The organism is Rhodococcus sp. PvR044 (assembly GCF_040548995.1).
GTDB lineage: Bacteria > Actinomycetota > Actinomycetes > Mycobacteriales > Mycobacteriaceae > Rhodococcus_G > Rhodococcus_G oryzae.
In genome coordinates this window covers 306,088-319,106 of the sequence record NZ_JBEPSX010000004.1, presented here as the reverse complement: position 1 = coordinate 319,106, position 13,019 = coordinate 306,088, and the positions used below count along the sequence as shown (strand labels likewise).

Annotated in this window: 15 protein-coding genes; 4 read left to right on the top strand and 11 right to left on the bottom strand. The window is 69.5% G+C overall.

Translation table 11 applies throughout. From position 1 onward, the window contains the following. Nucleotides 1–5: 5 nt before the first annotated feature. Together ABIC28_RS12430 and glgC are read right to left on the bottom strand one after the other, a co-directional pair. On the bottom strand, nucleotides 6–1,244 hold the full coding sequence (locus tag ABIC28_RS12430) for a hypothetical protein (RefSeq protein ID WP_354579087.1): 1,239 nt from the start codon (nucleotides 1,242–1,244) through the stop codon (nucleotides 6–8). A 242-nt stretch (nucleotides 1,245–1,486) separates the two neighbouring features. Then, nucleotides 1,487–2,701 (bottom strand): glucose-1-phosphate adenylyltransferase, encoded by a 1,215-nt coding sequence (gene glgC, locus ABIC28_RS12425; protein WP_077042446.1) that lies wholly within the window; start codon nucleotides 2,699–2,701, stop codon nucleotides 1,487–1,489. Nucleotides 2,702–2,775: 74 nt separating this feature from the next. Between glgC and glgA the strand changes: the two genes are divergently transcribed. After that, nucleotides 2,776–3,981, top strand: a complete 1,206-nt coding sequence (gene glgA / locus ABIC28_RS12420; protein WP_354579084.1) for a glycogen synthase — start codon at nucleotides 2,776–2,778, stop codon at nucleotides 3,979–3,981. Here the strand turns inward: glgA and ABIC28_RS12415 are convergent. The 8 genes from ABIC28_RS12415 to ABIC28_RS12380 all read right to left on the bottom strand — a co-directional run bounded on the left by ABIC28_RS12415 (nucleotide 3,942) and on the right by ABIC28_RS12380 (nucleotide 9,404). Further along, the gene (locus ABIC28_RS12415) at nucleotides 3,942–4,799 is read right to left on the bottom strand and encodes a putative RNA methyltransferase (RefSeq protein WP_354579082.1); all 858 of its coding nucleotides are present in this window, start codon (nucleotides 4,797–4,799) and stop codon (nucleotides 3,942–3,944) included. The two genes, glgA and ABIC28_RS12415, sit on opposite strands and share 40 nt — an antisense overlap. 117 nt (nucleotides 4,800–4,916) lie before the next feature. After that, nucleotides 4,917–5,084, bottom strand: a complete 168-nt coding sequence (locus ABIC28_RS12410) for a DUF3117 domain-containing protein (protein WP_003931055.1) — start codon at nucleotides 5,082–5,084, stop codon at nucleotides 4,917–4,919. Nucleotides 5,085–5,246: 162 nt separating this feature from the next. Further along, nucleotides 5,247–5,831 (bottom strand): DNA-3-methyladenine glycosylase I, encoded by a 585-nt coding sequence (locus ABIC28_RS12405; RefSeq protein WP_209927216.1) that lies wholly within the window; start codon nucleotides 5,829–5,831, stop codon nucleotides 5,247–5,249. Beyond that, nucleotides 5,828–6,139, bottom strand: a complete 312-nt coding sequence (locus ABIC28_RS12400; protein ID WP_097212531.1) for a DivIVA domain-containing protein — start codon at nucleotides 6,137–6,139, stop codon at nucleotides 5,828–5,830. Before ABIC28_RS12400 ends, ABIC28_RS12405 begins: the two co-directional genes overlap by 4 nt. 56 nt (nucleotides 6,140–6,195) lie before the next feature. Further along, on the bottom strand, nucleotides 6,196–7,122 hold the full coding sequence (locus tag ABIC28_RS12395) for a glucosyl-3-phosphoglycerate synthase (RefSeq protein WP_077042451.1): 927 nt from the start codon (nucleotides 7,120–7,122) through the stop codon (nucleotides 6,196–6,198). Further along, nucleotides 7,119–8,012, bottom strand: coding sequence for a dihydropteroate synthase (gene folP, locus ABIC28_RS12390; RefSeq protein ID WP_097212532.1), 894 nt, complete (start codon nucleotides 8,010–8,012; stop codon nucleotides 7,119–7,121). The genes ABIC28_RS12395 and folP overlap by 4 nt, the downstream gene beginning before the upstream one ends. Before the next feature lie 22 nt (nucleotides 8,013–8,034). Continuing rightward, on the bottom strand, nucleotides 8,035–8,583 hold the full coding sequence (locus ABIC28_RS12385) for an LOG family protein (protein WP_257017539.1): 549 nt from the start codon (nucleotides 8,581–8,583) through the stop codon (nucleotides 8,035–8,037). Continuing rightward, entirely contained in the window at nucleotides 8,580–9,404 is an 825-nt protein-coding gene (locus tag ABIC28_RS12380; RefSeq protein WP_097212534.1) for an LOG family protein, read from the bottom strand. The genes ABIC28_RS12385 and ABIC28_RS12380 overlap by 4 nt, the downstream gene beginning before the upstream one ends. A gap of 173 nt (nucleotides 9,405–9,577) precedes the next feature. On the opposite strand from ABIC28_RS12380, the gene ABIC28_RS12375 reads away from it, so the two are divergent. From ABIC28_RS12375 to ABIC28_RS12365, 3 genes are all read left to right on the top strand, one after another. Further along, the gene (locus tag ABIC28_RS12375; RefSeq protein ID WP_257017540.1) at nucleotides 9,578–10,246 is read left to right on the top strand and encodes an MspA family porin; all 669 of its coding nucleotides are present in this window, start codon (nucleotides 9,578–9,580) and stop codon (nucleotides 10,244–10,246) included. 11 nt (nucleotides 10,247–10,257) lie between these two features. Then, complete coding sequence (locus tag ABIC28_RS12370) at nucleotides 10,258–10,935, top strand: MspA family porin (protein ID WP_209927217.1); 678 nt, start codon at nucleotides 10,258–10,260, stop codon at nucleotides 10,933–10,935. Between the two features lie 90 nt (nucleotides 10,936–11,025). Next, nucleotides 11,026–11,916 (top strand): LLM class F420-dependent oxidoreductase, encoded by an 891-nt coding sequence (locus tag ABIC28_RS12365; RefSeq protein ID WP_354579079.1) that lies wholly within the window; start codon nucleotides 11,026–11,028, stop codon nucleotides 11,914–11,916. Nucleotides 11,917–11,920: 4 nt separating this feature from the next. Here the strand turns inward: ABIC28_RS12365 and dapE are convergent, their stop codons facing one another. After that, nucleotides 11,921–13,015 carry a succinyl-diaminopimelate desuccinylase gene (dapE, locus tag ABIC28_RS12360; RefSeq protein WP_097212537.1) on the bottom strand — a complete coding sequence of 365 codons (1,095 nt, stop codon included), beginning with the start codon at nucleotides 13,013–13,015 and terminating at the stop codon, nucleotides 11,921–11,923. Nucleotides 13,016–13,019 lie beyond the last annotated feature (4 nt).

The window sequence follows — 13,019 nt, the reverse complement described above, 5'->3', positions numbered from 1 at the left end:
ACGCCTCAGCAGGTTGCGTTCTCGGCGGGCACGAATGCCGGCTCCGACGCGGCTGCCGCCGGGGCGCTGGTCAGCCCGGCGACGGCGAGCGCGGGGGCGTGCGGCAGGACGACGCTTGCGATGCCGTACACCTGCTGCCCACCCGGCGGCACGGGCATCGTGACGTCATTGCCCGGATGGACGGCTCCGGAGCATCGGTCGTACACGCTCACGTGCCAGGTCACCGCTTCGACGTTCGCCGCGGGATCGACGTGGACGTCGACCCGCATGGTGCACGGTTGTCCCGTCGAGCATTCGCCGTTGGCGAAGGTGGCGGTGACCCGGGTGATCGGCCCCGCGCTGCCAGGAAGACCGGTACGAACCGGACCCGCCTCGGCGGTTCCTTGCGCGGTCGGCGAGGTCTCCTGGTCGGCTTCGGGCGCGGGTGGCGGCGGCGAGACCGGACTGATGTGATTCTGCTCCGACGGATTCACCGGATGGAGAACGGTATCCCAGCCCCGGCGCAGCTCCGACCACGCACCGGGCGCTACCCACACTGCCCCGACGAGCAACAGGATCGTTATCAGGCCGAGCACACCCCGGCGACGCGACAGCCGTCTCCGTCGCCGATGCCACGGATTCCCGATGGGTGGATACCAGCCCTTCGGGGCGAGCGACGATCCGACCGCCGGGGCCGGCAGGCTCTGCGAGTTCGCGCGGTCCGTGACCACCCGATCGTCCGAGAGCGTCCGTCCCCTTGTCGCCGAGACGAGCTCCGCGAGCTGACACCGCGTCCTTCCCACCGTGGAGGGGTCGAGCGACGGTGCGACCGCGCCGCGAACCCCGCGGGCCAGGTCGGCCAGATCTGTTGTTCGGTCGATAGATTCGTCCAGCCGGTCGGCGAGCGCGCGATCACGACAGTTCGTCGCGATGCTTCGAAGCAGACTCGCCACCGCATCCTGCACGTCGTGCCAGGACGCCGCACTCCCGGTGCGATCGATCGCGAGCTGTCCCCGGTCGGATACCGTCACCGCCTGGTCGCGGAGGATCGGGTAGCCGTCCCGGCTCCGCACCAGCTCGAGCTGATCGATCACATCGGTGACGAGAAGCGCGGCCTGCGCAGGTTTCAACGTCGCAATCGCGAGCAGCCCGCGGAGAACGATGCGACCGCCGCCTGCCTCGATGTCGATTCGCTGCACCGGCTCGAGGCGGGGTTGCGCCGGCTCGCTTCTGCTCACGGAGAGCCCCAGCACTGCTTCGCTCATCGCGCGTCCCGAAACTCTGGGCCCCCGCGCGCGTGTACGACTGACCGGTACGGGTGGCCGGCGGATCTTGGGTTAGGGCGTACTCGCTGTCGAAATCTATTCTGTCTCTGAGCATTCCATTAGACCAGGCAGACGGGGTTCATGGATTGCGGACGAAGATCTCGTTACTCACCCGAGACGCCGCGGCGAACCGGCGCATCGAACCGTTACCCGACCAGGACGACGCGATTGGGAGAGATGCCCTAGATCCAGACGCCCTTGCCGATCGCGACGACACCACCGGGGCTGATCGCGAACCGCTGCCGGTCGCGCTCGAGGTCGACGCCGATGATCTCGCCCTCGCCGACCACCACGTTCTTGTCCAGGATCGCGTGCCGCACCACCGCGCCCTTGCCGACGCGCACGCCCGGCATCAACACGCTGCCCTCGACGGTGGCGCCGTCGTCGACCATCACGTTGGAGCTGAGCACGGAGTTGCGCACGGTCGCGGCGGACAGGATGCAGCCGGCGCCCACCACCGATTCCTGGGCGAGCCCACCCTGCACGAACTTGGCGGGCGCCAGGTTCTCCGCCGCGCCGCGGATCGGCCAGCGCCGGTTGTAGAGGTTGAACACCGGGTGCACGGACACCAGGTCCATGTGTGCCTCGTAGAACGCGTCGAGGGTGCCGACGTCCCGCCAGTACCCCCGGTCCCGGTCGGTGGCGCCGGGCACCACGTTGTCCTTGAAGTCGTAGACATTGGCCATCCCCGCGGCGACCAGCGCCGGGATGATGTCGCCGCCCATGTCGTGGTCGGAGTCCGAGTTCTCCGAGTCGGCGCGGATGGCGTCCACCAGCACCTTCGTGGTGAACACGTAGTTGCCCATCGACGCGAACGTCGCGTTCGGGTCGTCCGGGGTGCCGGGCGGATGCGCCGGCTTCTCCAGGAACTGGGTGATCCGGCCCGACTCGTCGCTGTCGATGCAGCCGAACGCGAACGCCTCGCTGCGCGGCACCCGGATCCCGGCCACGGTGACCCCCGCGCCCGAGTCGATGTGGTGCTGGACCATCTGCTCGGGATCCATCCGGTACACATGGTCGGCGCCGAACACCACGATGTACTCGGGGTCCTCGTCGTAGACCAGGTTGAGCGACTGGAAGATCGCGTCCGCGCTGCCGGTGTACCAGCGCGGGCCGAGCCGCTGCTGTGCCGGGACAGGGGTGATGTACTCCCCCGCAAAACCCGACAGCCGCCACGTCTGCGAGATGTGGCGGTCGAGGGAATGCGACTTGTACTGGGTCAGCACACAGATCCGGAGATAGCCGGCGTTGACCAGGTTGCTGAGTACGAAGTCGATCAGGCGGTAGGCCCCGCCGAACGGCACCGCCGGCTTGGCCCGGTCAGCGGTCAAGGGGTACAGACGTTTCCCTTCGCCTCCGGCGAGCACGATTCCGAGCACATGCGGCTGGCTCCTCACCCTGTCAACCTATCGGCCGCGCCTGACCCCCGCCAGCGGTAGCCCCAAGTCGGCTCGGCGGCTACGTTTATCGCGTGCGGGTTGCGATGATGACCAGGGAGTACCCCCCGGAGATCTACGGGGGCGCGGGGGTCCACGTCACCGAGCTCGTGGCCCAGCTCACGCGGCTCTGCGATGTCGAGGTGCACTGCATGGGCGAGCCCCGCGAGGGCGCCATCGTGCACCGGCCCGATCCCGCTCTGGCCGGCTCCAATCCCGCGCTGACCATGCTGTCGGCGCAGCTGCGGATGGCGCAGGCGGCGGGCGCGGCCGACGTGGTGCACTCACACACCTGGTACACCGGCCTGGCGGGTCACCTCGCAGGCGAGCTCTACGGGGTGCCGCACATCATGACCGCGCACTCGCTCGAGCCCCGGCGCCCGTGGAAGGCCGAGCAGCTCGGCGGCGGCTACCGCATCTCCTCCTGGTCCGAACGCAACGCGGTCGAGTACGCCGACGCCATCATCGCTGTCAGCGCCGGCATGCGCCTCGACCTGCTCGACGCCTATCCCTTCGTCAATCCGGATCGAGTGCACGTGGTGCGCAACGGGATTGACACCGATGTCTGGTACCCGGACTTCGGCGGCGAACGCCCGACCTCGGTCCTGCGCAATCTGGGCGTCGACCCGGACGCTCCCATCGCGGCGTTCGTCGGCCGGATCACCCGGCAGAAGGGGGTCGGCCACCTGATCGCGGCGGCCCACGACTTCGACCCGGACGTGCAGCTGGTGCTGTGCGCCGGCGCGCCCGACACCGCGGAGATCGCCGAGGAGACCGAGCGGGCGGTCGCGAAGCTGTCCGAGGCACGGCGCAACGTGTTCTGGGTCAGGGAGATGTTGCCCACCGCGCAGGTCCGGGAGATCCTGTCCGCGGCAACGGTGTTCGTGTGCCCCTCGGTGTACGAGCCGCTCGGCATCGTGAACCTGGAGGCGATGGCCACCGAGACCGCGGTGGTGGCCTCGGACGTCGGCGGCATTCCCGAGGTGGTCGAGGACGGCGTGACCGGGACGCTGGTGCACTACAACTCCTACGAGCCGGAGGCGTTCGAGCATGCGCTGGCCACGGCGGTCAACACCGTCGCCTCCGACCGCGACCGCGCGGCCGCGATGGGCCGGGCGGGCCGGGCACGGGCGATCGCCGAGTTCTCCTGGGAGGAGATCGCCAAGCAGACCCTCGCGGTCTACCAGGCCGCGAGCGAGGGCTACACCGGGCGTCGGCCCGCCGCAGGGACCGGGCGGTAGCTACTGATCGTGACAGAGGCCGTCACCGTCGAGGTCTCGGGCAGCCGGGCGATACGCTGCGCTCGCGCCTCGTCGCCGAGGTGACGCGCCGACGGGCCCATCGCGATCAGGCTGTCGACATCGGTGCGCGAGAGTGTCATCGGGTACTCGACGGCGACCCGGTCGGCCCGCTCGAAGTACCCGGACATGCTGGCGCCGAGGCGCACCGTCTTGTTCTCGTCCACCCGAACCAGGCCGAGCAGGTCCACGAGTTCACGCAGGTGCCGATCCGTCGGGGTCAGCACGATCAGCGTTCCGTCCGGCCGCAGCACCCGGCGCAATTCCGCGGCGTTGCGCGGGGCGAAGATCGACAGCACATGGCTGAGGGCGTGCGCGCGGACCGGCAGCTGGGTCCAGATGTCGGCGACCACCGAGCCCGCCCGGGGATGGCTGCGGGCGAGCCATCGCGCGGCGGCCTTGGAGACGTCGACACCGATACCCCGCGCGGCGGGCAGCGCGTCGAGGACGGCGGCGAGGTAATGCCCGGTGCCCGCGCCGACCTCGAGCACCGCCGGGTCCACCGGGACATCGGTGGCGCACGCGCGCGCCACCGCGTCCATCAGCGGGTCGAAATGCTGGCTGTCGAGGAATCGAGCACGGGCCGCGATCATCTCGGCGCTGTCGCCGGTGAACTTCGCGGCCCCGGACAGCAGGCTGACGTAGCCCTGCCTGGCGATGTCGAAGCTGTGTCCCTGTTCGCACAGCAGGGTGCGGTCGGCGACGTCCAGTCCGCCGCCGCAGTGTGGGCAGGCGAGCAGCCCGACGACCTCGGCCAGCATCGGTCCGCCTCTCTGTCGATTGCACCGCAAAGACCCCGCGAGCCGAGGTGGCAAGCGGGGCCGTATGCCTGAAGGTTCGCGTCCGGCAACGTGCGCCGCACCGAACCTTGCGAGGAGTTAGCTGGTGACGCCCTTCAGCTCGTCTCCGAGCGCGGCGGCTTCTTCCGGGGTCAGCTCGACGACGAGCCGACCTCCACCCTCGAGCGGAACCCGCATGACGATTCCTCGCCCTTCCTTGGTGGCTTCGAGGGGACCGTCACCGGTCCGGGGCTTCATGGCCGCCATTACCTGCTCCCTCCAGATCTGCGCTGACAAGCTCTGCGCCTAGGCTTACCGTCGGTACCCCGACAGCTGTTGTCGGGGATCACATGTGCCATTCTTCCCTATTGCAAGGAATGCCGGGAACCTGAGTCTCGTTTCCGATCGAATGCGGACCGGAAACCGGGCTCAGCGGCGCACCCCGACCCAGCAATCGAGCAGGTGATCGTCGACCATCCCGGTCGCCTGCATCAGGGCATATGCCGTGGTGGGACCAACAAACTTGAACCCCCGACGCTTGAGTTCCTTGGCCATGGCCGTCGATTCCGCGGTCACCGCGGGCACCTCGTCGACGGTCCGTAACCGGCTCGGGCGTGGCTCGGGTGCGAACGACCAGAGCAACGAGTCGAGATCGGTGTCCGGCATCTCGAGCACGGCCCCCGCGTTCGCGACGCAGGCCTCGATCTTCGCCCGATTGCGGACGATCCCAGGATCGCCGAGCAGCCGCTCGACGTCGTCGGCTCCGAACGCGGCCACCGCCTCGACGTCGAACCCCGCGAACGCGGAGCGGAAGGCCTCCCGCTTGCGGAGCACGGTGATCCAGGACAGCCCCGACTGGAAGGCCTCCAGGCACAACCGCTCGAAGAGCTCGTCTCGACCTCTCAGGGGCACGCCCCATTCCTCGTCGTGGTAGTCGCGGTAGATCCGCGATCCCGACCCGTCGACCGCCCACGGGCACCGGGTCCGGCCGTCGTAGGACGCGTCCTCGCTCATGGCTTCTCCGGCCCGGGAACCGGCGCCTCGCGCAGGCTCGCCAATTCGCCCCGCAGCGAATCGATCTCGCGACCCAGCCGATCCAGTGCCCAATCCACCTCGGCGGCCTTGTATCCGCGCACGGTCTGCTGGAACCGCAGCGCGCGGACGTCGGCCCCGGTGACGTCCTCGGCCGGGAGCATGGTGGCGGTGGTCCCCGGCGGCAGCGGGGCCATCTCCTCACCGCGCCCGAACACCGCGGAGGCGGCCAGGAACAACAGCCCACCGACCAGCGCCATGATCAGCAGATAGAGCAGCACCGTGAACATGATCCGATCCTGTCACGGCGGTCCGACATGCGCCGCAACCCGGTGACCCGCCTGCCTTATGGCCTGAGCGTGTTCATCGGCGGCCGGTCCGCCAGCGACACCTCGGTGGTCACCGGCACGAACGAGTCACCCTCGGCCAGGAACTGCGTCAGCCCCGCTCCGGAATCCTCGATGCCGCACCGGCGGAGCATGGTGCCGATGATCTGCCTGCTCATCACGCCGAGCTCGACCAGCGGCCGGTTGCGGTGCTTGCGCACCCCCAGGTTCACCTGGCCGATGGCGCTGAGCCCGAGCCGGTCGTAGGTGTCGAGCAGCAGCCCGATCTCCACCCCGTACCCGGGCGCGAACGGGACCGCGGACAACAGCTCCCTCGTCCCCGCGTACTCACCGCCGAGGGGTTGCAGCACCGAGGTCAGCTCGGGCCGCATCGCCGCCAGCAGCGGTCGCGCGACCAACTCGGTGACCCTGCCGCCGCCGTTCGCATCCTCGGTCCCGCTGACCCGCAGCGGCCGCCGGTAGTACCCCTTCACGAGGTGGATGCCGTCGACCGTCAGCAGCGGGCCGAGCAACTTCGGCACGAACTCCGGGTCGGGGTTGATCAGATCGGAATCGACGAAGGCGATCAGGTCGCCCGTACTCGCCGCGATCGAGCGCCAGAGCACCTCGCCCTTGCCGGGGACCGGCGCGAGGCCGGGCACCGCCTGCTCGCGACTGACCACGGTGGCCCCCGCGGCGGCGGCCCGTTCCGCGGTCTCGTCGGTCGACCCGGAGTCGAGCACGATCAGCTCGTCCACCAGGCTGCCGAGCAGCGGATGGATGGTGTCCACCACCGCGGAGACCGTCTTCTCCTCGTTCAGTGCGGGCAGCACGACGGACACCGTCCGGCCTGCCTTCGCCGCGATCAGGTCGGCGATGCTCCACGCCGGATGGTCCCAGCTGTTCGCCTCCGACCAGACACGCTCACCGCTCGTGCTCGTCCTCATGCCAGCCCCCTGACCGTGCGGGCCGGCGCCCTGGTGCCGATGATCGCGGCGACCATGTCGACCACTCGTCTGGTGGATGCGACCTCGTGGACCCTGAAGACTCGGGCACCTTCTGCGGCTGCCAATGCTGTCGCTGCCAACGTACCCTCCAACCGCTCGGCGAGTTCTACACCTAGAGTCTCCCCGATAAAATCCTTGTTGCTCAGTGCCATCAGGACAGGCCACCCGGTGTTTACAAGAACGTCCACGCGCCGCAACAACTCGAGCCCGTGGAAGGTGTTTTTGCCGAAATCGTGGGTCGGATCGATGAGGATCCCGTCGGCTGGAACGCCGAGATCGCGCGCCCGCTGCGCAGCCGTCACCACCTCGTCGACCACATCCGCGACCACGTCCGTGTAGCGGACCCGGTGCGGCCGGGTCCGGGGCACGGCGCCGCCGGTGTGCGAGCAGACGTATCCGGCGCCCAGTTCGGCCGCGACCTCCACCAGCGTCGGATCGGCACCGGACCAGGTGTCGTTGATCAGGTCGGCGCCCGCACCACAGGCCAGCCGGGCGACGGGGCCGCGCCAGGTGTCCACGGAGATCAGCAGGTCCGGGTACCGGCCGCGGATCGCCTCCACGAACGGCACCACCCGGCGGATCTCCTCGGCGGTGTCCACCTCGTCTCCCGGGCCCGCCTTGACGCCGCCGATGTCGACCAGGTCCGCACCCTCGTCGACCGCCCGGTGGACGGCCGCCATGGCCGCCTCATCGGTGAAGGTGGCGCCCTTGTCGTAGAACGAATCCGGGGTGCGGTTGACGATCGCCATCACCAGGGCCCGATCGGTCGCCACCGGCTTGCCGCACAGGGTCGGCGAGGCCGCGACGTGGGGTTCGGTCATGGGCTTCATAGTGACATGCAGGCACCGACGATCACGGGGTGGTGCAGGCGTCGAGCGCCTCGCCGACCCCGGACGTCACCAGCAGCCCGTCGAGGGCCCGCTGCTGCACGAAGCCGCCGTCACGCAGTCCGTCCAGCCAGCTCAGGAGCCCCGAGTAGTGGCCGACCGGGTCGAGCAGGACCACCGGCTTGGCATGCATGCCCAGGTAGCCCGCAGTCCAGGTCTCGAAGAGCTCCTCGAGCGTGCCGATCCCACCGGGCAGGGTGATGAAGGCGTCGGCCCGGTCCTCCATGATCTGCTTCCGCTGACGCATCGTGTCGGTGACGATCAGTTCGTCGGCATCGGTATCGGCGACCTCCCTGTGCACCAACGCCTTCGGGATGACGCCGATGGTCCAGCCGCCGGCCTCGCGGGTGGCCCTTGCCACCGCGCCCATCATCGAGACGTTGCCGCCGCCCGAGACCAACCGCAGCCCCCGCCGGCCGATCTCGGTGCCCAGTTCCGCCGCGAGCGCAAGGTACGAATCGTCGACCGGCCCGGAGGCGCAGTACACACAGATGGTGCGGATCGGGAAGATCACCACTCCTCCTCGGTTCCCATCAGCTCGGCGGCGTCGACGCCGTGCTGCGACTCGACGACGATGCGCACGGCCTCCTCGACGCTGTCGGTCACGTGCAGCAGTTCGACGTCGCTCTCGGAGATCTTGCCGCTCTCCACCAGCGTCGTCTTGATCCACTCGAGCAGGCCGGACCAGTACTGGGTGCCGAACAGCACGATGGGGAACCGGGTGACCTTGCGGGTCTGCACCAGGGTCAGCGCCTCGAACAGTTCGTCGAGGGTGCCGAAGCCGCCCGGCAGACAGATGAAGGCCTGCGAGTACTTGACGAACATGGTCTTGCGGGCGAAGAAGTAGCGGAAGTTGATGCCGAGGTCGACCCACTCGTTGAGGCCCTGCTCGAACGGCAGCTCGATGCCGAGACCGATCGAGTAACCGCCCGACTCGCTGGCACCACGGTTCGCGGCCTCCATCACGCCGGGGCCGCCCCCGGTGATAACCGCGTACCCGGCCTCGGCCAGTGCGGCACCGAGGTCACGGCCCGCGGTGTACTCGGGGTGATCGGACCCGGTTCGCGCGGAGCCGAAGACCGTCACCGCGCGCGGCACCTCCGCGAGCGCTCCGAAGCCCTCGACGAACTCGCTCTGGATCCGCAGCACCCGCCACGGATCGGTGTGCACCCAGTCGGTCGGCCCACGCTGGTCGAGCAGCCTCGAATCGGTGGTTGTCGTCTCCACCTTGCGATCGCGGCGGAGCAGGATCGGTCCGCGGTGCTTGACCGAGGCACTGCCCCGCTTCGAGGTGTTCTGCTTCGCGGCCCGGCCGGGCGTCTTGTCGGGTGCCATGCGAGCAAGGCTATCCCGACGCGGGTGACCCATTTCACTGGGTAAACGCCACAGCAAGCGATTGCAAAGTAGTTTAGCCTTCGCTAACTTCTTGTTCGCGGTGGCAACGATATGTCCCCGCCCGCCTCGGTCACCCGAGTTGCCCGGTCGAGATTCCTTGTGAGGGGATTGCTTTGAGCGTGAAGAACATGTCCGTGGTGCGCGGCGCCCGCATGGCGGGCGCAACCGCGGTCGCCGCGGTCGCGATCGGCCTGATGTCGACCGGTGCGGCGCATGCCGACACGTTTGTGCCGCTGCCGGACGGGCAGAAGGCCGGGCCGGGCGCTGTCGTCTCCCGCACCGGCGAGAGCGCCCTGATCTCGCCGTCGCTGGCCGCCAACGGTGCCGGCCGCACCGCGTGGGTCTCGGGCACGGTCACCGCCGATGTCACCGGCATCACCAAGGAAACAGAGGCCGGCCCCTCGAACGGTGCGACCAACGACAAGGGCACCAACAACTCGTCCACGCACGGGGTCTCGCGGATCAGCACGGGCTACATCGTGGGCTGCCAGGTCGACATCACCGGCCTCGGTGGGTCCATCGGCGCCTCGATGGACCTCACGGGCCCGTCAGTCTCGGGGTCGTTGACCGTCCCGGTCTCGGCCGGCCAGGTCAAGTTCGTCGGCGTCTCCGGCAAGGACATCAAGAAGAACGGCAAGTACTCCGTCCAGTACCAGGACACCCAGCTCGAGATCCAGAACTGCGGCGGCTTCGCCCAGGCCCGCTCCTACACCGTGGTCGAGATCGTCGGCGGCAACTACTCCAAGACCACCCTGTACGGCCAGCCCTTCAGCATCGGATGACAAGGGAAATCATGAACTCCAGCAACACCGGCCTGCGTCACGGGCTGCAGATCTCCGCTGTCGGCGCGGCCACGGCCGTCGCGGTCGGCTTCCTGTCGGCGGGTGCGGCCAATGCCGACACCTTCGTCCCCTTGCCGGACGGCAGCATCACCGAGATCCTCGCCGACGGCACGGTCGTCACGATCACCCGTACCGGCGAAAGCGCCAACATCTCGCCGTCGATGGGCGCGACCCCGCTGCACCGCAATGTATGGGTGTCCGGCCGGATCGGCGCCGAGGTCACCGGGCCGAATGCCAAGGGCGGCAGCATCACCGCGGGCTACGTGGTGGCCTGCCAGCTGACACTCGGCGGCAAGGGCGGCGCCGACGCCGGGATGTCCTCGGGTTGGGAGGGTGAGAGCGCCAAGCAGACCGCCAAGACCGCGGGCACCGTCAGCATCGGCCCCGGCCAGGCCAAGAACGTCAAACTGCTCGACCTCGAGAAGGCCGACGGCTTCGGCGGCGAGATGCACAGCGGTGCCAACAGCTTCAAGGGCAAGAGCGGCAGCGTCACCTACGCCGACTCCACCATCGGCGTCGAGGGCTGCGCCGGCTACGCGCAGGCCCGGTCCTACGCCACCGTCTCGGTGAGCACCGACAACATCACCAGCAGCACCACGCTGTGGGGACAGCCGTTCAGCATCGGCTAGTCACCGCGGCCGGCCTCACCCGTCGACCGCCTGGGTGAGGCCGGCCGCGTTCCACCGGCGGCGCCGGTTCGCGTGTGCCACGATTGACCGATGCGTCTGGGGCTCCACGCGCTGGGAATCGGCACCGGCGCTCGCCGCGAGGTGATCGACGCCGTCGCGGTCGCCGCCGACGACTCCGGCTTCGCGACGCTCTTGGCGGGCGAACATGTCGTGATGGTGGACCGTCCGACCTCCCGCTACCCCTACGCCGACGACGGCAGGATCGCCGTGCCCGCCGTCGCGGACTGGCTCGACCCGATGATCGGGCTCAGCTTCGCCGCCGCGGCGACGCGCAGGATCCACATCGCGACGGGCATACTCCTTCTCCCCGAACACAACCCCGTGCTGTTGGCCAAGCAGGCGGCGACACTGGACCTGATGAGCGCTGGCCGGTTGACGCTCGGCGTCGGCGTCGGCTGGTCCGAGGAGGAATTCGCCGCGCTCGGCGTTCCCTTCGCTCGGCGTGGCCCGCGCGCCGCCGAGTACGTCGCGGCCATGCGGACACTCTGGCGGGACGACGTCGCCTCCTTCGATGGCGAGTTCGTCAGCTTCGACGCCGTTCGGGTCAATCCCAGACCGGTTCGCGACCGTCGCATCCCCATCGTCGTCGGCGGCAACAGCGACCCGGCGCTGCGACGGGCCGCGACCTGGGGCGACGGGTGGTACGGATTCAATCTCTCCGGCGTGGAGCAGGTCGCGGAACGGATCGACACCCTCCGCGGACTGTGCCGCGCGGTCGGGCGCGACCCCGGCGAGTTGCGGATGGCCGTGGCGCTGCGCGACGTCGATCCCGGCGACGTCCCCGCGCTCGCCGGGGCGGGCGTCGATGAACTGGTGCTCGTCGAGGCTCCGCCGGACGACCCCCGCGCGGCGGCCGACTGGGTTCGGTCGCTCGCCGACCGCTGGCTGCCTGCGATCGACGGGACGGACGCATCCGCGTGAGACGTCAGGTGCTGAGGTAGCCGCGCAGCACCCGGGTGACCTCGGTGATCTGCGAGGTCGGGACGTGCTCGTCCCGCTTGTGCGCGAGGTTCGGGTCGCCGGGGCCGTAGTTGACGGCCGGGATGCCGAGCGCCGAGAACCGGGCGACATCGGTCCAGCCGTACTTCGCGCGGAACTGTCCGCCCGCCGCTCCGATCAGCGCGGCGGCGGCCGGGGCACCCAGACCGGGAAGCGCCCCCGCCGAACTGTCCGTCACCTCGAAGCCGAGGCCGAGTCCGTCCACCACCTCCCTGACGTGCTCGATCGCCTGGTCCACGCTGCGGTCGGGTGCGAACCGGAAGTTCACGTCCACCTCGGCGGCGTCGGGCACCACGTTCCCGGCCACTCCCCCGGCGATGCGCACCGCGGACAGACCCTCGCGGTAGACACAGCCGTCGATGTCCACCGAGCGCGCCTGGTAGTCGGCGAGCCTGGCCAGCAGCGGCCCGAACTTGTGGATCGCGTTGTCCCCCAGCCAGGATCGCGCCGAGTGCGCACGGGTGCCGGAGGTCGTCAGCCGCACCCGCAGGGTGCCCTGGCAGCCGGCCTCGATGAACCCGCCCGACGGTTCGCCGAGCACCGCGACGTCGGCCTGCAGCCATTGCGGCAGCTCGCGCTCGATGCGGCCGAGGCCGTTGTGCACGGCCGCGATCTCCTCGCAGTCGTAGAACACCAGCGTCAGATCGTGCGCGAGTTCCTCGATCGTCGCGGCCAGGTGCAGGAACACCGCGTCACCGGACTTCATGTCGACGGTGCCGCAGCCGTGCAGCAGCTCCCCCTGCACGGGGTCGAAGGTGCGAGTGCTCGGCACGTTGTCGGCGATCGGCACCGTGTCGAGGTGGCCGGCCAGCATCACCCGGCTCGGCAGTCCCAGGTCGGTGCGGGCGAGCACCGCGTTGCCGTTGCGGATCACCTCGAAGCCGATGGTCTGCTCCCGCAGCGCCGCCTCCACCGCATCCGCGATCAGTGCCTCGTCATGGGAGACGCTCGGGATGTCGACCAGCGCGGCGGTGAGCTCGATCGGGTCGGCGTGCAGGTCAAGGCGCGGCGTCGGGGTCACCCGA

What these genes read in the sequence shown, in the direction of transcription:
- ABIC28_RS12410 (WP_003931055.1), bottom strand. Translation starts at nt 5,084, where the DNA reads ATGGCGGCCATGAAGCCCCGGACCGGTGACGGTCCCCTCGAAGCCACC.
- ABIC28_RS12405 (WP_209927216.1), bottom strand. Translation starts at nt 5,831, where the DNA reads ATGAGCGAGGACGCGTCCTACGACGGCCGGACCCGGTGCCCGTGGGCG.
- ABIC28_RS12380 (WP_097212534.1), bottom strand. Translation starts at nt 9,404, where the DNA reads ATGGCACCCGACAAGACGCCCGGCCGGGCCGCGAAGCAGAACACCTCG.
- ABIC28_RS12395 (WP_077042451.1), bottom strand. Translation starts at nt 7,122, where the DNA reads ATGAGGACGAGCACGAGCGGTGAGCGTGTCTGGTCGGAGGCGAACAGC.
- ABIC28_RS12415 (WP_354579082.1), bottom strand. Translation starts at nt 4,799, where the DNA reads ATGCTGGCCGAGGTCGTCGGGCTGCTCGCCTGCCCACACTGCGGCGGC.
- ABIC28_RS12430 (WP_354579087.1), bottom strand. Translation starts at nt 1,244, where the DNA reads ATGAGCGAAGCAGTGCTGGGGCTCTCCGTGAGCAGAAGCGAGCCGGCG.
- folP (WP_097212532.1), bottom strand. Translation starts at nt 8,012, where the DNA reads ATGAAGCCCATGACCGAACCCCACGTCGCGGCCTCGCCGACCCTGTGC.
- ABIC28_RS12400 (WP_097212531.1), bottom strand. Translation starts at nt 6,139, where the DNA reads ATGTTCACGGTGCTGCTCTATCTGCTGATCATGGCGCTGGTCGGTGGG.
- ABIC28_RS12365 (WP_354579079.1), top strand. Translation starts at nt 11,026, where the DNA reads ATGCGTCTGGGGCTCCACGCGCTGGGAATCGGCACCGGCGCTCGCCGC.
- ABIC28_RS12370 (WP_209927217.1), top strand. Translation starts at nt 10,258, where the DNA reads ATGAACTCCAGCAACACCGGCCTGCGTCACGGGCTGCAGATCTCCGCT.